The following is a 19,662-nucleotide window of genomic DNA, read 5'->3' as shown; positions in this document are numbered from 1 at the left end:
CAAGTACATACGAGTCCATTTGTTGAAATAAAAGTTAATAGTTATATATATTGCGTTTTTTCTAGAAAAAATGAGCAATAAAAATCTACATACTTAATGACCGAAATAAACCAATACCGCCAACTACCTACTAACTGTCGGCAACTTCCAAAAGCTCACCAACCTCACAATCAAAATACTTACAGAGCGCTTCCAGAGCGGCGAAATCAATCCGCTGAGCGGTTTCTTTATACAACAATGTCACGGTATTACGATTCAATCCAGTATCGCGTGCAACGTCCATTATCTTGAGCTTTCGCTCACCCATCATTCGAGCTAAATGACACTTAATCATCACTGCCTCTCAATAAATGCCATCTTAAATGACAAAAAAGCATTGCAAATGATATTTTGCGTGTTAATATGTCATTCAGGATGGCAATTTGAAGTTTAGAAATACGTTATGCCATTCAGTGTATCAACCAACTGAGGAGTTTGCCATGTTAAATGACATGACGCTTTTAACGACTGCCGAACTGGCAGAGAGGATTAAATATGATCCTCGCACTATTCGAGAGCAGCTGAAAGATTCGGTGCTGCATGAGGGCATTCACTACATCCGCCCTTTTGGAGGCAGAAAGATCTTGTTTCTGTGGGAAGCTATTCAGCGTGACATAGGTCAGGAATCGTCGAGTTCGCTTGCTATTCCAATGACAAAAGGAGCCGTAGCTCATGGGTAGTATTAACGCTCGTCCCGAGACCGGGAAATTGTTCATCGATTTCCGATACAAGGGCAAACGCTGTCGCGAGCAAACTTCTCTTGCGGATACCAAGGAGAACCGCAAGCGAGTACAGAAGTTGCTCGACCGGATTGAAGCGGAGATTACGTTAGGCACCTTTGATTATGCCAAGCACTTTCCGGGCAGCCCTAAGGCGCAGCAATTCAAGGAAATGCAGGTGCGCAGTCAGCATTTAGACACGCCGCTCTTCAGTGATTTCGCAGAGACCTGGTTTGCTGAAATGCGTATTCAGTGGCGGACATCTCACGCAGATACGGTTAGAAGAACCCTGAATGGCTATTTGCTTCCAGCGTTTGGAGATAAAGAGGTTGGCCGCATCACCAAAGCCGACATATTGGAGTTTCGAGCATCCCTCGCCAAAGTGAAAACTCGAAGCAACAAGCAGTTATCGCCGTCGCGGATAAACCACATCATGACGCCTTTGCGCATGATTTTGAATGAAGCAGCCAACCGCTATAACTTTAGCTCACCTTACCAAGGAATTAAATCGCTTAAAGTTCCGCGTACTGATGTTGAGCCATTTTCGATCGAAGAGGTGCGACTCATCATTGAGACCGTGCGTGCGGATTTCCGAGACTACTACACGGTGCGATTTTTCACCGGTATGCGAACAGCGGAAATCGATGGCTTGCAGTGGGATGCGGTAGATTTCGAGCGCCGCCAAATCATGGTGCGAAGCACCATCGTTAATGGCGAAATCCAAAGCACCAAAAACGATGGCTCGTTTCGGGCTATTGATATGAGCCAGCTGGTGTTCGATGCACTCAAAAGCCAGCACGACGCCACCGGTGACATGAAGTTTGTCTTTTGCACCCGCAATGGCTCGCCGCTGTCGCATAACAACGTCACTAAACGCGTCTGGTACCCACTGTTACGGCATTTGGGGTTACGTAAACGCCGACCTTATCAAACGCGCCACACGGCGGCCACACTCTGGCTGGCAGCAGGGGAGAGCCCTGAATGGATTGCCCGTCAAATGGGCCACACAACAACAGAAATGTTGTTCCGAGTTTACTCGCGTTATGTGCGGAACCTGACCCGACAAGACGGCTCCGCATTCGAGCGATTGCTCAAATCAAATTTCAATGACTTTAGGCCAGATGGTGCGTAAGAGCTTCGCTCTAGTCACGTTAACGATTTAATATTTCTTGGAGAATGACTATGAATACAACAACTCATGAAACTGTACAGCCGCTTTTGGCCGACGCTGCCATTTATCGACGTTTTATCGGACGTTATTACCTTTCGGCCTTGAAGGCGGTTTCGCCTGAGCGAGATAACGAAGTGTTTGAACTGACCCTATCTGATAGCTCTGGCGACCTTACCGTTATTGCACGACATGACCAAGTTGCAGATGAGGTGATTCTTGAGCACAGCATGGTTCATGTTGAGGTTGCAGCGTTGCCAACTCGCGTTGGAATTGTTCGGGTATGTAAGAATTTGACTTGCGCAGCTGCCAGCAAACGCCTGGGTAATAGCTTGTCGGCTCTCCCTTTGTCTCAATGTCCCCAGCCCGATGTTTTTAAGGCTTTTCTAGTGCTATATGCTCGCATCCAATCACCGTTAATGCGGCGCTTTATCGATGATGTTTTGCTCCAGCCCAAAATCGGGATCTCATTCCTGCAATGCCCGGCAAGCCTTAGGTCGCATCACGCATATGTCGGAGGCCTAATTGAGCATGCTGTTGAGGTTGCGTGGAATGTGTCAGGTGTTCATGCGCTGACTGATATTGAGCGTGATGTTGCGGTTGTCGCTGCGCTACTGCATGCCGTCGGTAAAACACGAACGCTGACTGCTGGTTCTACGAAAACCGCTCTGGGTACTCTGGTTGAGCCTGAGCTGCTGACCCTCGAGGTATGTGCTGATGCGTTACATAACCTTGAGTATCACTCACCATCGTTGGCTAACCAACTGCGTTATATCTGGACGTCTGGCATTTTTCGCGAGCACACATGCGGTCAAAACGAAGCCTTGCTCTACGACGTTCTAGCTCGCTCAGTTAAGAGTAGTAAGGTCAGTCAGCAATCGATGGCATTTCTTGCTGAGGCCGAGATTGATACACCGGCTTTCGTCTAAGTGCTCACGAAACTTTAATTTCATTAATTAAATTAATTTCGTTGAAAGGAGACTGTTATGGCTCGCCACGCGGAAGTTACTGAGCAGGAAATTATCGACGCTGGCTTAGCGTTGGAAAAACGAGGAAAGCGCCCGAATCCGGGCGCTATCCGCAAAGAGCTTGGCGACCGTGGCGGGCTCGCTCGCATTAAGAGTATTTGGCAGGCGTACTGCGATAATCGAGATGACCCACTTTATGACTGCAACCGAGAGAACTTAACGTTTGATTCGCTTCCTAATGTTTATGCCGAAAACGTCCAGACCTTAATCGGTAAAGTCACTCACGCAATGGAGCATATGGCAATTGCTGCTTACCACGATGCGCAGCAGCTTTTCGAGCGACGCCTTAAAAGCCTTGAAGCGACTCACGAACAGGCACTAGAGCATTATAAGGAAAGTGAACGCTCTGCAGATGAATGTGTACAAAAGCTGGAGAGTGAACTTGATGAACTGCAAACAGAGCTAGATAGCCTTGCACAGCAAAACGCAAAACTGTTAATCGAAAACGCGGAAATGCGGGGCGCGCTTGAAGCTCAAAGGTAAATTCAGACCCCCACATCTTTAATGCATTCAATGGCACTTCGCTTGGGAAGCTAACCAGGTATGCTCCAATCTCTTGGCGATACTCCGTATGAGCCTAGTTCATCTCGACGATCCCTCTCTTCTAACGCCTCAAGCAGCGACCTTCTGCCTTGACTTGTTAAGTGGCACTTGCACTGAGCACACTGATGAGCGATGCCACAACACTGAGAAAAACAGCAATTGCTGTATATACGGATGCTTTTTTATTAAAGTCTCCTGCCTTCTCAATACCTAAATAAACTGCCCTTATCCACTCAGTTGGGTTTGATTCAACAGGAATAGGTTGCAGCTCGCCTTTAATCATTTCCATAGGCATAACCATAACCTTACTGGATTGATACCAATAATATGCAGAGGCGCAACCTGACAAGAGTGTCGCTACTGCGAGAACTCCTAATAGTATATTCATAATTCCTATTGCCACTTAACGCCACGCTCTGCGGAAATATAGGAGCCTCAGCGAGTAAACTTTCCGTAGTAGCGCCTTGTTAGTTTCACAACCTAAATACCACTTCAAACTTCTCTCCATTGTTTAACCTTTCCAATCCTGAGTACAAACTTTTAGTATGCATTGGTTCAACCGCTATTCTTGATGCTTGGTAGTATTTCACACTTGTATTTGGAAAGTCGCTTAGAAAAAAAATAGATTTAACTTTTGCTAGTTCTTCCTCTGTTATCTCTATATTTTCAAGTAAAAAAGGTCTGCGATAGTCAACTTTAATACCTGTTCCTTCAATAAACCAGGCTGGTAATTGCGTAAGCTCTACAAGAGGGCCAGTTCTGTACCTTACCTCTGCATGAACAAATTCATGCGCTATCACGTCTGTGTTCAGCCCCTTAGGGCCTAGAAATATGCACTCTCTAAAGAACCCTGATGCTTGCATGCCCGTTGGATTAAAGCCAAAACTGGAGTACTTATCCTCAGTTGTAGCAATAATTCTTGGTGAAGATATAGGGTTACCATACACATTTGAAACTCTTTCGATTGCATCATTTATTGCTTCTATCAAGTTCGATTTCTGTGCTTCGTCAAGACTGTCATCAACATAGAGATTTGTTGAAATCTTAGAAAAATGTGTCTGCCCGATCATTTCGCATGCTATCGCATCCTTTTTAAAAAAGATAAAAGACGCAAAAAGAAGCAATATAAAAACAGATAAAAGAATTTTAAATATTCGCACAAACTTTCCTTGTGAAACTAACGCCCGCGTAAAACGCGCAAGGTACGAGCGTCGCCTTTGACGCGATTGTTACAACGAACTACCACTCGGCCCCCAATATCTCCACAGTTGACTGTGCCAACTCCATATTTTTTTTGTGGCCATCGTCCTCGGTCAGCAATTGCCCCAAGAACGACAGCGTCAATAGGTTTTTTGTAGCTTCCTTGAATCGTGTTTTCTTCGGAATAGCACGCAAAACGATTGCAAGCCACCGAGGAGAGATCGAATAATACGATGCCTTTATGTTGGCCATGCACGTTCGTATTTCGTCTTGGGCTTTGTAATACCTGTCCCGATACCCTTGATCATCATCTTCGCGCAACCTGGAGTGGAGCAGGTTCGAGTAGAAGCTTAAAAGCATGACTGCTTCGGCCTTATATTGTCGGTACCTTTGAAGCGGCTCGATGAATAACTTCAAGAACAGCTGCGATGCCGCATGAATTATGAAGCCACCCAGTATAGTCACAGTCCCAGTAATCAGAATTTTCTCGAAATCATCCATAGTGACCTAGTTGTAACATTTGTATTTTGTGCGTGCGCACTTCGGAATTCGTTCAATTTATAGTTTTTCTTCTTAAGTTACTGATCAAGCTAACATGCCTGCCTCGAAAGGTTTCGAGTTAGCAAAGGCAATTTGAGCATGCTCAGTTACACTCCACCGAGCGCACAATATCTAACCTTTAGTTTTTGTTATGTAATTGACATTAAACGACTTAAATAAACAACTCAACAACAAAGCGCGCAATATTGCCGAAGTGAAGATGCCGTCCATCATTGGTCTCACCCACACTTACTAATAACGGGGCGGCTAGTCATTAGTTGAAGTAGGCCGAAAGTCAGAAAGTCGGCTTTTCGCTCGTTGCTGACCTTTGGCTTAGAGCCTGGCGCCTTCTCTCTGCTGACAAGCTTGTCCTGGCCCAATGAAAAAGGTAAAGGATAATGAGCTTGGTACAGGCACTAACTACTGCTAGTAGCAATAGAGGCCAGCCATTTTCGAGTCCCATGGCAAAAGCAAATGCGATTGTCGACATATCCATAAGCAAAATGAATTGACTCATCTTGATATCTAGTGCACCGGTGCTGCCTAACTTAAGAACCTGGATGATTTGATGAATATAACCTTGTGCAAGGGAGATGGTAATTACAACAATCATTACTGTCATTAAATGACGTCCTTCATCTTCGTATGTGCCTGCCGTCAGTCCGAAAATGGCTCCTGATGCAAGCAAGAAAATCGCAAAAATAAAGAAAGTCAGAGGGACAGCAGTTTTCCGGTCAAACCATATTTCATACAAAATAACAGCTACTAACAGAGCAGCGGTCAGCCTCGGCCAAACAATGAAATGATTAAAAGGCTCTATTGACATGCCATATACAAAGAAAGAGTAGTAAGCCAAAAAGCTCACGAAAAACTTATTAAGAGAGAGGGCTTCAGTTGCTCTATTCAAGTTACCTTTTTTTCGTGACCAAATTGTTCGTACCTGAGAGAAAACACCAATCAAGCTGACTACAATCAATATTGAATTCAAAGTCCCAAAGAAGTTGAAAAGCATAGCATTCTAATTTCGTCGGTTTGTCGACAATGTACATTTATAAGTTGTAAATTATAAATAATTACTGATTATCCTCGTTATATTGTCGACAATACTGGTGTTGGTGCAGATTTTTATTGCTTAGTTGAATTGGAGGGCGGGCTTGAAACTTCTGGACCGATTGAGGTTTGATAATTATCCGTACTGAATTGGCTCTGATAATCTTTTTGTAAACTCAAAGCCTTTGAAAATACTTCCTTTGCTTTTTCTGTTTTCCCTATACTCCAGTACCCAAATGCGAGTCCATCATGAACGTCTGGAACAGACGGGTAACGCGTAGTTAAAAAATGTAGAAGAGGAATAGCTTCGTGACCTTTCTCGTCAGCAATGAGTTCCCTTGCTAAGTCTGTCACAACTTTACCCATAAAAGAGCGATAGCCCGCTTTTTCATAAGCAGCCTCAAATTCCGATACGAATGTTTCCTCATTCTTTTGCTTATAAAAACGGTAAGTGAAGAGTTGAGGTGAAACTTTTACGTCTGCGTATTCGCCTGTTGCCACCAGACTTCTAAGTCTTGATGAGAGGCGTTCAGCAACTAAACGGTCTGTATTTGCCAGTACAATCACCCAAGTATCGTTGACAAAATCAAGTTCTACGGCAGTGCTCACACCAGCCCCACCGCCAAACGCCAGCCATTGCTGTTGGTCTTTTTGTAGTGCCCTGAAAGTCTTTAAACTGCTGGGTGACAACAATTCTTTATCTATGAACAGATGATGGTAGAAGGCATAAAGCTCAAACACACTCATTTGACCGCCTCCATCAGGAGATTTATGCTCGCGCAGGTTCGGCGCTACCGGCAACCGTATCCCGTCATAACTCAAGTGATAAGGCTCGGCTAATGTTTTTTGTGTATGACTGATTTGTTCACGAGTAAGTACGTTACGTGAAGGCTGAAAAATATCTTCTTCGAGCAACTTCCAATAATTCTGGCCCGTTGTTTTCTCGAGAATCGCTCCAAGCACAATGTAGCCATAATTTGAATATCTTCGATTACTGCCGGGCGTAAACAGCAGGGAGTGATCCCTCAAAACTTCCAATTTTTCATTGATGGTTTTGTACTTGCTTGGGTTCTTTCGGTATTCGGCTGTAAACAGGTCACCAAAACCAGAGCGGTGTTCCAGTAAGTGTTTTATCGTGATGTTCTGCGTCTGCGGATCCGTGAAACCCAGAGAAAACTTATTGAGAGTATCGTCAAGATTAAATAATCCTTTATCATGAGCTTGAAGAACTAATACAGCAGTCAGGTTCTTTTGGATGGAGCCAATATTAAAACGTGTTTGTAGAGTGACTGGTTCTGGCACAGTATCATCTGCATACCCCACAGCCTTTGCTAACAAAGGCTTGCCATTTTTCATGACGAGTACAGAGCCAGAAAAGCCAATTTGTTGATGATACTGATCTAATAGCTTATCAAAGGCGCTATTGGCTTCAGCCTTTACGACCGGGAAAGTCAGACTCATGAGAAGTATAAAATAAGCTATAAATTTCATTACGTTCCTTGTGCAGTTAGAAAATCATATTCCGCTTAACACGTTAACTACCCAGTCTCCCCAGACCTGTGAGCGGAAAACTGTGTAAATTGAGATCGCCAAAAGGATAAACAGCGCAAGAGCAGTAAGGGTACTCCAGTGAAGGCGGCGGTCGGTTCTCCAGTCATACACCATAATCGATAAGTAAACCAAAAACATAATGATCAGCATCCCGTAACCCGGCAGGCTCAGCACATGAGTAATACGGGACAGGCTTTCAGGCATCATTTGTATAGCAGAGGCCAACATAAATCGTTTGTGGTGTGTCGGGTTACGGACATTAAGCAAACCCAAAATGTATAAAGCTGCAAATATGGTCCACTGCAAAAAGGTGCCGCCTATCAAGCCTCCTGCTAGTGTTCGAGCGCTTGCATCGGAAGGATCAAAAGCACCCATATTAACCAGGTATTCGTATAGTCCCAGCACCATCATTACGCCAGTCGACAGGATAGCTATTACCAGCACAACACTGATTTTCCCCATACGTTTATGTGCTTCCATACGACCAGTTCTGGAAAGCCTTAACTGATTAATAAGTAACAGGTACCAGGCCGCACTGCATGCTCCATGTAACCCTATCCATAAAGTGAATCGTCCAAACTGTTCATGGTTGACGACCCCATTAAGAATAAATCCAAAAAATACTACGACAGTAATGAAAACGGCTAAGCGTGAGAAAAAAGTTGAATCTTGAGACTCGGAGGTAATTTCAGGCGGCGTTGGTGGTGTTGAGGTCGTGTGCGTCAAAATATCTCGGCTCAATAATTATTGTAGTAGCTTTTTAGAGCTCTACAGGTTGGTTAAGATTACTAACTTTCGGATCAGAAATAATGCTTAATTAGGTTTATCTTATTACTTTTAAATTCGAACAAAGTAACCAATGCCTCTTTGTTCCTTTCAGGATCTGAATTACCTTCTCTATCAGTGCAGGGGTGCAAATATTCGACGGTGACCGCATTAAGTCCTTCAATAACATTCTTTATCTGGATATCGCACTCGCCATAACTTCCTAAGTAGTTAAGGAGGCCTTCTTTATATTCGTCTTTGGATAGAATGGCATCAAATCTGGGGTGTTCGAACGTTGCGTCTTTAGTAAGCAAGGCCAGTAAGTTATTAACGTCACTTTCCTTTGAGTCTTTATGTTCTACGGCTTTTTGGGCTTCGAAATATTCGTTAACCTTGGCGGTCAGCTCGCTGGCAAGTGTTGCGTTTGATAGTAAAAGTGAAGCAAGCATTGCATAAAAATATTTCATTTATCTTCCTTGAGGGAGTTTAATTTAATATGAGGTGTTTTTCTAATGCCCAATACACCTGTATATTTTTAGTATTAATAACAGACAAGACCCGTCTTTGCTAGTACATGACTTTATAAGAGATGAACAGTTCGTATGTGGAAATGCTAACTGAGTTCTGAGTCATCAGTGTCAGCCTTTCGCTCATAGCAAATCTTCAGCTTCCTGCTATTAGATGGCCATCTGCTTCTGTAGACCGATTTTCACTAGCATCCGAAAGTCGTTATGGTAATGTTAGCTCTAAGTTAACAAACATTTAAAGTGTAAGTTCGATGAAGAATGCACCCGCTATATTGTTAAGCCTATTAGTCGTTTTCCTCAGTTTCATTACTCATGCTTCATCAGTGACCAAACAGTTGGAGATTCAACATTCCGAATTTGAAGTTCCTCTGGTATTCAACGTCGTACTGCCATCAGGTTACCAACAGAAAACTTCCAGGAGTTATCCAGTGCTTTTTGACTTTCATCCTCATGCAACTACCTATCTAAGAGGGACGCATGACTGGATGAGTCATAATGGAGAATGGCCGTGGCTCAAGACGATTATTGTTACACCCGCGCAGGGTAATCCGGTGGGAAAGCTCTTTGACAGTTCAGGGGAAACAACGCCGCTACTCGATTTCTTTGAACAAAAGCTGTTCACTGAACTAGATAATACCTACCGCACTAACGGATTTCGTATCATGAGCGGGTTTCGGCATAACGGCAGTATTGTGTTGTCAGCATTATTTAGGAAGCCGGATTTAATGAATGCATATATTGCGGTCAGCCCAGAGCTTAAAAATGACTTTGTTGGCTTGCAATCAAACGCTCAAGAGATGCTATCTAAACTTGATAAGAAGCCGCGCTTTTTACTCTTTAGCTATGGCACCAATGTAAAAGAAAACCATCAGCAGACTGATTATGCGAGGCTTAGCAAACAGCTTCAGCAATATGCACCTTCAAGCCTGGATTTGCACGAAAAGCATTTCGCCGATAATTACTTTATGTCTTTACCTATATTGTCGACGGTTACAGCCATCGAAACGCTGTTTGATGATATTCATAATGGTTTAGCACCTGACTCTGCTATTTCTCAAAAAGGTGTTGAGGCAATAGTGGCGCATTACAAGTTTCTATCTGACGAGAAATATGGATTTCAAGTCTCTCCTAAACGCTCGATTCAAAATCTCGGAAATCACCTCATTGAGTCTAGCTCTGAGAAGGGTTTTGATGTATTAAAAAAACTTATAGCGCTCTACCCCGATGACTCTTACAGTTACCATTACGTTGCTAAAGCTTATGCAAGCCTGGGAGACTTTAAAAGCGCAGTTAAATTTCAAACGGATGCAGTGAAGCACTCGGAAAATCAGCTAACATGGCATAGAAAAAAGCACAGCGCAGCTTTGAAGCGATACCAGTCAAAACTTAATAGCAACTAAAAGGTGTCAACATCGTTCCAATGCTAAAAAGGCACTACCGGCAGTACTCGCTATCGGAACTAAATTGTTGTCTGTAATAGGCTCAGGGACCATAACCGACACACGTCTTGGTAAAGTTTTGTTATCAAAAATGGTGTAGGTTGTGTAGGAAATTTGAATCTCCTTTATTCTGTGTTTTACTAAGAATTCACTCTAATAAGTCGTTATACGCTAGGCGGTTGAATGGAACTTAACCAGGTTACTCTACCAGTAAAAAATATGGATGATGCCGTAAGCTTTTATCTTACTCTCGGTTTTACTCAAATCGTCGATACACAGCATTACGCTAGATTTTCTTGTCCAGAGGGCAATTCTACATTTTCATTATCACTTGAAAGCGACGACTTTGAGAATAATTCGATAATTTACTTCGAACATGAAAATCTTGACGAGCTTTACCAGCGTCTTTGTCAAAAAGGAATTCAGTTTGAGCAGCAACCTACCGAGCAACGCTATCTATGGAAGGAAGCAATATTAAGAGATCCATCTGGTAACAAAATCAAACTTTATTGGGCTGGTGAGAACCGCTTGAACCCACCGTGGAAAATTGAGAAACGCGCATAACAAATTAAGCTGGAAGTTAATGTCCGATCCTTGCTCTATGACACCCTGCGAGTAGGACTCTAACGCCGTTAGGAGCCAGTAGTAAAACTGAGATTATCCGCTAAGGGGAATAGCTAAATAAACCGGCACATGCCCAAACCTAATTCTTGACCGTTACGAGGTTTAAAACCATATTTTCGATAAAACGCTTCTTTTCCTTTTGTTGCTAGTAGTCCAACTGTTGAACCAGGTGGGCAATTGACAGCAATGTACTGATTTATAGATTGCATGATTTGAGAGCCCAAGCCAAGGTTCTGATGTTCTGGATGAATGATGACATCCTGAACATAGAAGTACATTGAGCCGTCGCCAATTAAACGGCCACAGCCAACCATTCGATTGTCAAGATATGCTGAAACCCAGAATAAAGAAGAATTTATGCTGTTTTGAATAATTGGTAATTCTGGATTTTCCCAACCAACAGACCTTCTAATTAATGCGAAATCTGATGCATTAGGTGGCTCTTCTTTTAAAACAATCTGAGATGCTGGCATTCCGTAGTCCTAAGGGTGTATTACCTCGACTTTGCAAACTACATTACCTTGTAGGATAGAGAATGCCAATGTCTGCTATTCGGCTGTGAGTTCAAAGCGGACATAAAGTCTTTTGCTTAGCTTCTGCTTTAGGGGTTGTTTAAGGTATACCCCGTAAATTAGTAAAACTCTCAATGCTACTTCCAGTGAGCTTTTGACAAAACGGATTAACCATGTAATCTCAAGTCGCTGATTTAAAACAATACACAGTAAGCTTTATGCCCTAGTGCCTCCATAAAAAAGGAATTGTGATGAGACATAAGTTTTTACCTGCCTTTGTATGTTTAATGCTATTCATCTCCATGCAAGCCAGTGCTAAAGTCCGGGGGGAGTCAGTAATAGTTAGTATTGATTCTGAGGTTTTGGATGAGTCACGTGAATTGATTATTCATCTTCCAAACAATTATTCACGTTACACCGATACTTCTTATCCCGTTTTATATCTGACGGATGGGCAGCGAAACTTCGCGCATGCTGCCGGAACATTGGATCTACTAAGTCAGGATGGAATGGCACAGGAGATGATTATTGTTGGCATAACTAACACGCACCGTGCGCGGGATTTCACACCTACCCATGATGAAAGCTATGATCAATGGGGCATTTCTGGCGGGGCAGACGACTTTCTTAATTTCATCGAGGCTGAGCTTAAACCTTTTATAAATTCAAATTACAGAACAAATAATTACGCGATCCTTTCCGGCCACTCACTTGGCGGCTTATTATCTGTATATGCACTGCAGTCAAGACCCGAAATGTTTCAGGCTTATTTCGCTTTCAGTCCGAGCCTTTGGTGGGATAGCGAAGTCATTTTTTCTGATGCTGCAAAATTCTTGAGCCAACCAGAAGACTTAAATAAGTACCTATACGTAAATATGGGGAATGAGGGCGGGCAAATGCTTAGTGCATTTGAACGATATAAAGAACTATTGAATACCAGCAATCGTGAGGGGTTCAGCTACGACACTAATCTGGATGTATCTGAGAGCCACAATACGACAGCTCTAGCAGGTATGAGCCTCGCGTTTCAAAAGCAACTCACTTCACTGCGACCTTCTGGAGCAGTAATCGAGGAAGGGGTTACAGCCATACAACAATACTATAAAGACGTTTCTAAAAAATATGGGTATAACGCCAAACCAAGCTACAAAGCTATCAATCACGCTGGGTACAATGCTTTAGAAAAGCAGGACTATGATACCGCAATCTCAATTTTCAGAAGTAACACCGAAAGTTATCCAAACAAATCTGATGGATATGACAGCCTCGCTGATGGTTATGAAGCAGCTGGTAAATTAAATAAAGCTCTGGAGATGAGAAAGAAAGCGTTAGCAATTAGCTACAAAGAAAATGTTGAAAATAACGCACTTAAAACCCGACTTGATAACTTGCAGCAGAAAATAAGCGGTGACCAGAAATGAAGTCATCATGAGTTGTATGGTTCTACTCACTTCCTTTGAAGCGGGCAACTTGGACCAAGAACTATTATAGTTCTTGGTCCATGCTAAATATAAATTTAGTATTTCTAATCATTTAATGACGGCTCATAGTAATTCATTTATCTTATCGATTGCTTCAGATGCATTTTTATTGTGCTCATCTAGCGAAAGTGATTTTTCATATGCTATTAGGGCTTTCTTAAATTCTTCGTTGGCAAGATAGGCTTCTCCGAGACTGTCAAAAGCATTTGAAGACTCAGGATGTTGTTTTGCATTGAGCTCAAAGAAAGCTATCGCTGCATTTATTTCTTCAACTTCCATCAGTTGATAACCAAAATAGTTTAAGCCACGTTCGCTGAAACCCTTGTTCGATTTCTGAAGTTGCATATATGACTTTATCGCAGCCTCGATTCCATCCTGGCGTAGCTTAGAGTAGAGCTCATCTTCGATTTGTTTTTTTGCAAAAACAACCGGGCGTTCATAAATAATGCTCAAAATGCCTTCTGTCAGAGCACGAAGTGGTGCGCCTCCAGTGTTGTTTTGGATAATAATTGTAATATCATCTTCAATTACACGAATTACGTCACCATTGAAACCAGGCATCATACCCGGATGATGTATCTGAGTGAGCTTTTTACCGAACTTTTCCTTTGGTAGTTCAGTGATCAACCAGCCATAACCATAATTGCGATGAGGCGACGCTGTAAAAGCTCTCTTTTTTAGTGCTTCACTAAATATCTGATTTGAATACAAGGCCTCGCTAAACTGATATAAGTCTCCGACCGTTGAATAAATAGAGCCCGCAGCATAGGTGACAGTCATATCAATATTCTTTGCCGGTTTCAGTCCTCCTAACGTTTTCTCATACCCTTTAGCACTTTTTGGAACAACATAGCCAGAGTAAGAATCCCCGCTGTTATGCATTTTTAGCGGATTGAAAATATAATCCTGCAAAGCTTGTTTATAACTTAACTCGGTCACTTGCTCGATTATTTTACCCAAAATGGAGTAGCCAGCATTGCTATAACTGAACTGACTACCGGGCTGGAACTTCAGGTCTCCGCTGCAAAACTTTGAAATAAAGTCATTTAGACTATAAGGGTTATTCGCTTCTATATCTTTGAAGTCGGGATGACTGAATACGTTTGGGATCCCTGATGTATGGTTTAAGAGCTGATGAATAGTTACTTTACCGCCGGTATCACTGCGATAGCCCGGTAAGTAATCACGGATTGAATGACTTAAATCTATTTTTCCTTTTTCGACTAATTTTAAAATCAGTGCCGCTGTAAGAGGCTTGGTTGTCGAGGCTATTCTAAATTTTGTATCGACAGAGTTGGGGATTTTCCATTCCATATTGGCATAGCCGTAACCTTTCTTTAGCAACACTTCACCTTGATAAGAAACTAATACTGAGCCATTAAATTCATCATTTTCGGCGTAAGACTCAACAAAAGCATCTAACTTTGAAGCCTTGATTTCAGTTGCTCCTACAAAAGCACTGATTAAGAGTAGGGCAGGAATACTTAATAATTTTATATACATAATCATCCTTAGTCGTTCAAAATGAGATAATATTTTCGTTTCTCTGAAAAACTTACCTGAGCATGAGAAAGGAAACATGACTTTAATGGTCCTTTTTGGTGACTTATGGTGACCAATCGATGAAAAATATTTAAAATCAAATAATTAGCAGCTCAGGGTGGAGTTAGTGATGGATGTCTTTAAGGTAGGGAACGACCTGATTTTAGATCCCTTAAACAAGAAGGTGATAAGAAATGGGGACGATATTTCTTTACCAGAACTGTCCTATCGATTACTGCAGGAGCTTGTTGAACACGCTCCTGAGATCGTGCCTCATGACCAACTTATAAAAGCTGTTTGGAAAGACAGAGTTGTCTCGGATGAGAACCTTAAGAAGCGAATATCTCGCTTGAGAGACTCGATAGCTGATAATCATTCTGAACCCAAGTACATTGTCGCCGAACGTGGAATGGGATATAGGTGCGTTGCAACGGTAAGAAAAATTAAGCGCTCAGAGAGCGCATACAATGATATTGGCGATTTCCAAGCCACCTACTATTCAATCAAACGATTAGTATCTCGCTTACCTATATGGTTAGTAGCTAGCTTTGGAGTACTTGCAATAGGAATGAGTTCATTCGTTCTCTTTCACCATGAAAACGAGAATCCACCTAATGAAATAAGCGAAGCTCTCGATTATCAAGCGGCTCAGAGCTATTTGAAATTTACAGAAAAAGACAACGATACAGCGATTTCATTGTATCAAGATGCGATAAATAGAGAGCCTCAGAACGCTTCAAGCCACAGTGGGTTGAGCGACGCTTATCTTCGAGGTTATTGGCACTATGGAAAGGATAAAGCCTGGTTGGAACTAGGGAAAAAGCATGCGGAAAAAGCCGTACAAATTAGTGACGACTTGGCTTGGGGTCATAAAGCTCTCGGGCTTGCCTACTATTTGTCCGGACAATATGAAAACGCAATTGCTTCATTCAACCTTGCGCGTCAAATTGAACCTAGTTGGGGTGAGATTCCAGCCTATGCGTCACTTGTAGAGATCCAGTTAGGTCACTTTATTAAAGCGCATAAGCTTGCAATCTTATCAGTTGAACTCGATCCTGGTAACCCATTTACTAACGCAATCCTTGGAGAGTTATACCGTCAATCATATCGCTTCTACGCTGCCGAAGAGCAATTCAGTAAAACGTTAAATATAGATCCTGGCTTTCTAATGTCTCGCCTACTTTTTAGTGAGTATTTACTAGAAAGCGGAAGACATGTAGAGGCAATTTCGATATTACGCGACGTGATTCATAAACAACAGAATTCGCAGCAAGCCCGTTGGTTACTGGGTCTAGCACTCTTGATCGACAATCAAATTGAAGAAGCGATTGATGAATTTTCCGCAGCATCAAGCTTAGGCGGACGATATTACCTTTCAGCAGCAGTCTATTTAGCCGCACTTAAAAAAGACCGCTCAGAATTATCCAAGTTGGGTGAGCAAATTGCAAAGCTCAAGCTAGATGGGGACCAGTGGGCTGAACTTACTTTTCTGGAGGGGATAGTGCTATTAATTAATGATAAAGGTACCGAGGCAACGAATAAGTTTGAATCTGCTATATTTGAGGGGCTCACAACGACTTATCGGTACACTCACCTGCCGGTAAGTTCAGGCATCACCACTTCGTATCGATTTAATGAGTTATTGAATCTGATTGAATCGAAAAACAAAGATAAAATGCCGAAGCGTATTCCACCGCGAACTTAGTGAGACCTCTGGACTTTTCAATACTATGTTTACTGAACTTAAGAGTAACTTCGTTTATGCAGAGTTTATTCTGACGCTACATTGTTATTTTTACGTCAAGGTCCGTTTCTGCACCAAGCCGAAGGTCAGCAACGAGCGATGAACGGACCATCGGGCTTTTTGCTTAATTCAACTAGTGACTCGCTTTCCTATCATTAATAACGAAGGATGACGTGAACCAGGCACGGCATGCTTATTTCTGAAATACTGCGCGTGTTGTTATTGTGCTGTGTATTTAAGTCGTTTACTATCAATGACATAACAAAAAGTAAAAATTAGATATTGTCCGCCAGGCAGAGTGTGACTGAGCATACTCAACTTGCCTTTACTAAGCTGGAGCCTTTCAAAGCATTAATGCTCGCTTTATCAGTAAGTTAACAACCGAAATTATCGGCTGAACGAGTTCCTAAGTGCGCCCGCGTAATATATAAATGTTACGCAAGTGCTTAAATTATCTCCGACGCGATTTTGACGAGAAGTTTTTAACGCAGATACGATGAGATTCATAATCGGTACGGCTACCGGTGCGCTATAGCAATGCCAGGTACAGACGGCCTTCGTTATTACTGCGCTTTCACTGCAGACTCTCGCATGCTGCGAGCGTTTGTCGTCTTAATTCAAGGAAAAACGATGAAAAGAATATTCATAGGTTTATTTGTTCATATTCTCATGTCTCCTCTAGCTCTTGCCGAATGGGTTGATGAGGCCAATCACGAGGCATTTTTCATTGAGGTGGAAGATACGACTAAGCTTGAGGTGCTGGACTGGGGTGGTGATAACAAGCCGGTACTGTTTTTACTGGCAGGAATGCCCATGAACGCTCATACCTATGATGAATTTGCGGCACATTTCACGGACGACTTTAGGGTCGTTGCCTTGACTAGAATTGGGCACGGAAATTCTGAGCCCCCCCAAAATGGTGACTTTTCTATCGAGAGGCTGGCTACGGACATTATTAGCTCGTTGGACAGCTTAGACATTGAAAAAGCTATTTTTGCAGGTCATTCATTTGCAGGCTTTGAGCTCACTTATCTGGGTAAGCATTTTCCAGAGCGCGTGAACGGACTCATCTATATCGACGCAGTGCAAGCGTATGAACATATCCCTGAAATAGGAGAACATTGTCCTGATGTTGCGCAGGCAAGCATTGATATATTTAAGTATAAAGAAAGCTTTTATAACACACAGCGGGTGCTTGATGATGACGGGAACTACCTGCCGTTTGCCGACCTCAACACTTTGAACAAGCTTTTTGAGCACGACAACGTGACGCCGGATTATAGAGGTATCACGGTTCCCTCCATTTCAATAAATCATCTTCCGGAGCAGACAGAAGATCTACTGTTAGGTGTGGGAGAGCCTGGGCAGGCTTGTTTTGAAGCGCTGAATAAGATGAACTACCTGGGTATTGCCAGGTTCGTGAGCCAAATGGAAAACGCAGATGTAGCCGCGATACAGCGGAGTCAGCATGTGATTCACATGGTGACTCCGAATAGGTTAGCTGCAATCATGAAAAACTGGATTGCGCGCGAAATAACAACCAGCCAATAAGTTTAAGTAAGCGTTTTGGCGTAGTCTGTCAGCGTTGAGAAGCCAGTGTTGCAGGGTATAAGCGAGCATTGCAGTTAGCGATTGAAACAGGGGCACAATGCAGACAGAAATTGAAACCCTCACTAAGAGCTTCGTTAAGATTGACTGCGCTTATGCACTTCAAGCCAGTACTCCTGTAGCCTTCGGTCTTTGCTTCTCAAGGCACGATTCAGACTGAGCAATTCCAGCGGCTCGCGCTTCAACATCAGTGCCAATTCATAGCATTTTAGCTCGCCCATGTGCAGGCCACCACGTAGCTGGCTGATGTGGGCCGAAGATACGCCCAGCAGTCGGGCCACATCAGCATCATTCTTCAACTCTTTGATTGTCTTCAGTTCGTTCAGGTACTCCGATAGTGACAACATGGTTCATCCAATTGTTAAGTAATTACTTGACAGTTGAGATAGAGTTTCCTCATAATCCTTTAAGTAATTACTTAATTTATTGGGGTGGTATCGCCGCCTTTTACTCGCAGACGGCGCAGAAGTTTAATCCCGAGAGAGTTCGAGGGTTTAGTGCGTCTATTGACTGAATCCTTGACCGGAGTGAAATTGCACATGTATGTGACTCGTAAAATTTTTGTTTTATCGGCTTTGACCCTCGCTCTTTCTGCATGCGGTGGTGGCGGAGGTGATGACACCTCTGACAACACATCAACGACACCGCCTCCACCTCCGCCTGCGTATTCCGTGAGCGTCGACTCCGCCGAATCGGTAGAAGAAAACTCTTCACTAACCGTTGGTGTGTCGACCTCCGGGGGCGAAGGTAGTGAATCAATAACGGCTTCAATTCGTCGGTCTGGGGAAGACTCGGATGATGAGACAGATGGTAACGCCAGTGGTGTTACTGTTGAACAAAGTAGCGAAGGGTTTGTATTTGGTTTCGGTGATATTGCTTATAAGCGGGACGAGTACACCATCACCATAGAAGCCACCAAAGGCGACGAGACAAAGTCAGAAACAGTTGAGGTTGTGGTTAACAACGAGTCAGGAAATCAAACTGCTGCATATGTCGATTCGGTCCAGTCGGTTCTCCCAGCACAGCGTCAGTTTATCGCTGAGTGGTTAATGGTAGAGCGTTTGGTTAAAGGCGTAAATTTGTCTGGCGGTGATATCGATATTAAGGACATAAAACCTTTGTATTTGAGTGCGACCAGCGGTGATGGTGTTGATAACAACGCACTTTTAAGCGCACACGTCAGTGACGACCGGATCAGTGGCTATGCAGACAATTCTGTGAACGAGTCAGACGCCTTTGATGGCTTTTTAGCTAACATTTCAGCAGAAACCTGTGAACCACCGCGCTGCTTCAATGAGCACCTGGTTCGTGTAAAGCCGATGTTTGACTACGTTTTTGAGCGCAGTGGTGGTGTCATTCAGGAGCCCGCGTACGGTGATGTCGGCTTTGATGCTGGTACCGGAACTTACTCGATTTTCTACACCGCCCCTGACAATGGCAGTTTCGACGAGCATGGCAACTGGACGTTCAAACCTGAATTTGAGTACTTACGCGACATCATCGTGGCAGGACATGCTGCTGCACAGACGTTTTCAAATGCCGAATAATCAGGTGCCTTTAGGTTGCAACTAGGACGAGACAA

At 43.1% G+C, this 19,662-nt stretch carries 21 protein-coding genes; 10 read left to right on the top strand and 11 right to left on the bottom strand.

Going from position 1 to position 19,662, the window contains the following annotated elements:
- Window positions 1–130: 130 nt before the first annotated feature.
- On the bottom strand, window positions 131–334 hold the full coding sequence (locus CWI78_RS06725) for a helix-turn-helix domain-containing protein (protein ID WP_126781492.1): 204 nt from the start codon (window positions 332–334) through the stop codon (window positions 131–133).
- Window positions 335–479: 145 nt separating this feature from the next.
- Between CWI78_RS06725 and CWI78_RS06720 the strand changes: the two genes are divergently transcribed.
- Genes CWI78_RS06720 through CWI78_RS06705 form a run of 4 tightly spaced genes read left to right on the top strand, consistent with a single transcriptional unit; the run spans window position 480 to window position 3,437 of the window.
- Window positions 480–719 (top strand): hypothetical protein, encoded by a 240-nt coding sequence (locus CWI78_RS06720; protein ID WP_126781705.1) that lies wholly within the window; start codon window positions 480–482, stop codon window positions 717–719.
- Window positions 712–1,890, top strand: coding sequence for a tyrosine-type recombinase/integrase (locus CWI78_RS06715; protein ID WP_126781490.1), 1,179 nt, complete (start codon window positions 712–714; stop codon window positions 1,888–1,890). Before CWI78_RS06720 ends, CWI78_RS06715 begins: the two co-directional genes overlap by 8 nt.
- A 50-nt stretch (window positions 1,891–1,940) precedes the next feature.
- Entirely contained in the window at window positions 1,941–2,855 is a 915-nt protein-coding gene (locus tag CWI78_RS06710) for a hypothetical protein (protein ID WP_126781488.1), read from the top strand.
- Window positions 2,856–2,912: 57 nt separating this feature from the next.
- Window positions 2,913–3,437, top strand: a complete 525-nt coding sequence (locus CWI78_RS06705; protein ID WP_126781486.1) for a DNA-binding protein — start codon at window positions 2,913–2,915, stop codon at window positions 3,435–3,437.
- Window positions 3,438–3,594: 157 nt separating this feature from the next.
- Here CWI78_RS06705 and CWI78_RS06700 read toward each other — a convergent pair whose 3' ends face one another.
- The 7 genes from CWI78_RS06700 to CWI78_RS06670 all read right to left on the bottom strand — a co-directional run bounded on the left by CWI78_RS06700 (window position 3,595) and on the right by CWI78_RS06670 (window position 9,070).
- Window positions 3,595–3,885 carry a hypothetical protein gene (locus CWI78_RS06700; RefSeq protein WP_157982701.1) on the bottom strand — a complete coding sequence of 97 codons (291 nt, stop codon included), beginning with the start codon at window positions 3,883–3,885 and terminating at the stop codon, window positions 3,595–3,597.
- 85 nt (window positions 3,886–3,970) lie between these two features.
- Complete coding sequence (locus CWI78_RS06695) at window positions 3,971–4,657, bottom strand: hypothetical protein (protein WP_126781482.1); 687 nt, start codon at window positions 4,655–4,657, stop codon at window positions 3,971–3,973.
- A 79-nt stretch (window positions 4,658–4,736) separates the two neighbouring features.
- Window positions 4,737–5,198, bottom strand: a complete 462-nt coding sequence (locus tag CWI78_RS06690) for a hypothetical protein (protein WP_114981801.1) — start codon at window positions 5,196–5,198, stop codon at window positions 4,737–4,739.
- Between the two features lie 334 nt (window positions 5,199–5,532).
- On the bottom strand, window positions 5,533–6,249 hold the full coding sequence (locus CWI78_RS06685; RefSeq protein WP_126781480.1) for a hypothetical protein: 717 nt from the start codon (window positions 6,247–6,249) through the stop codon (window positions 5,533–5,535).
- A 113-nt stretch (window positions 6,250–6,362) separates the two neighbouring features.
- On the bottom strand, window positions 6,363–7,778 hold the full coding sequence (locus CWI78_RS06680; protein ID WP_126781472.1) for a serine hydrolase domain-containing protein: 1,416 nt from the start codon (window positions 7,776–7,778) through the stop codon (window positions 6,363–6,365).
- 24 nt (window positions 7,779–7,802) lie between these two features.
- Window positions 7,803–8,318, bottom strand: coding sequence for a hypothetical protein (locus CWI78_RS06675; RefSeq protein ID WP_126781470.1), 516 nt, complete (start codon window positions 8,316–8,318; stop codon window positions 7,803–7,805).
- Between the two features lie 320 nt (window positions 8,319–8,638).
- On the bottom strand, window positions 8,639–9,070 hold the full coding sequence (locus tag CWI78_RS06670; protein ID WP_126781468.1) for a nuclear transport factor 2 family protein: 432 nt from the start codon (window positions 9,068–9,070) through the stop codon (window positions 8,639–8,641).
- A 311-nt stretch (window positions 9,071–9,381) separates the two neighbouring features.
- Here CWI78_RS06670 and CWI78_RS06665 point away from each other — a divergent pair, with 311 nt between their 5' ends.
- Window positions 9,382–10,530: an alpha/beta hydrolase gene (locus CWI78_RS06665; RefSeq protein ID WP_126781466.1), complete on the top strand. Its 1,149-nt coding sequence runs from the start codon at window positions 9,382–9,384 to the stop codon at window positions 10,528–10,530.
- Window positions 10,531–10,752: 222 nt separating this feature from the next.
- Window positions 10,753–11,133: a VOC family protein gene (locus CWI78_RS06660; RefSeq protein WP_126781463.1), complete on the top strand. Its 381-nt coding sequence runs from the start codon at window positions 10,753–10,755 to the stop codon at window positions 11,131–11,133.
- Between the two features lie 113 nt (window positions 11,134–11,246).
- On the opposite strand, the gene CWI78_RS06655 is transcribed toward CWI78_RS06660, so the two are convergent.
- On the bottom strand, window positions 11,247–11,666 hold the full coding sequence (locus tag CWI78_RS06655; protein ID WP_126781461.1) for a GNAT family N-acetyltransferase: 420 nt from the start codon (window positions 11,664–11,666) through the stop codon (window positions 11,247–11,249).
- A 290-nt stretch (window positions 11,667–11,956) separates the two neighbouring features.
- Between CWI78_RS06655 and CWI78_RS06650 the strand changes: the two genes are divergently transcribed.
- Complete coding sequence (locus CWI78_RS06650) at window positions 11,957–13,126, top strand: alpha/beta hydrolase-fold protein (RefSeq protein WP_126781459.1); 1,170 nt, start codon at window positions 11,957–11,959, stop codon at window positions 13,124–13,126.
- Between the two features lie 123 nt (window positions 13,127–13,249).
- Here the strand turns inward: CWI78_RS06650 and CWI78_RS06645 are convergent, their stop codons facing one another.
- Window positions 13,250–14,689, bottom strand: coding sequence for a serine hydrolase domain-containing protein (locus CWI78_RS06645; protein WP_157982700.1), 1,440 nt, complete (start codon window positions 14,687–14,689; stop codon window positions 13,250–13,252).
- A 169-nt stretch (window positions 14,690–14,858) separates the two neighbouring features.
- On the opposite strand from CWI78_RS06645, the gene CWI78_RS06640 reads away from it, so the two are divergent.
- The gene (locus tag CWI78_RS06640) at window positions 14,859–16,433 is read left to right on the top strand and encodes a winged helix-turn-helix domain-containing protein (RefSeq protein WP_126781455.1); all 1,575 of its coding nucleotides are present in this window, start codon (window positions 14,859–14,861) and stop codon (window positions 16,431–16,433) included.
- A 669-nt stretch (window positions 16,434–17,102) separates the two neighbouring features.
- Entirely contained in the window at window positions 17,103–18,023 is a 921-nt protein-coding gene (locus tag CWI78_RS06635) for an alpha/beta fold hydrolase (RefSeq protein WP_157982699.1), read from the top strand.
- A 134-nt stretch (window positions 18,024–18,157) separates the two neighbouring features.
- Here CWI78_RS06635 and CWI78_RS06630 read toward each other — a convergent pair whose 3' ends face one another.
- Window positions 18,158–18,427 (bottom strand): hypothetical protein, encoded by a 270-nt coding sequence (locus tag CWI78_RS06630; RefSeq protein ID WP_126781451.1) that lies wholly within the window; start codon window positions 18,425–18,427, stop codon window positions 18,158–18,160.
- A gap of 192 nt (window positions 18,428–18,619) precedes the next feature.
- Here CWI78_RS06630 and CWI78_RS06625 point away from each other — a divergent pair, with 192 nt between their 5' ends.
- Complete coding sequence (locus CWI78_RS06625) at window positions 18,620–19,627, top strand: hypothetical protein (RefSeq protein ID WP_126781449.1); 1,008 nt, start codon at window positions 18,620–18,622, stop codon at window positions 19,625–19,627.
- Window positions 19,628–19,662: the final 35 nt, after the last annotated feature.

Source organism: Idiomarina ramblicola (assembly GCF_003987255.1).
In the GTDB taxonomy this organism is placed as follows: domain Bacteria; phylum Pseudomonadota; class Gammaproteobacteria; order Enterobacterales; family Alteromonadaceae; genus Idiomarina; species Idiomarina ramblicola.
The sequence above is the reverse complement of the archived record's forward strand: the minus strand, read 5'-3'. Positions and strand labels throughout refer to the sequence as shown.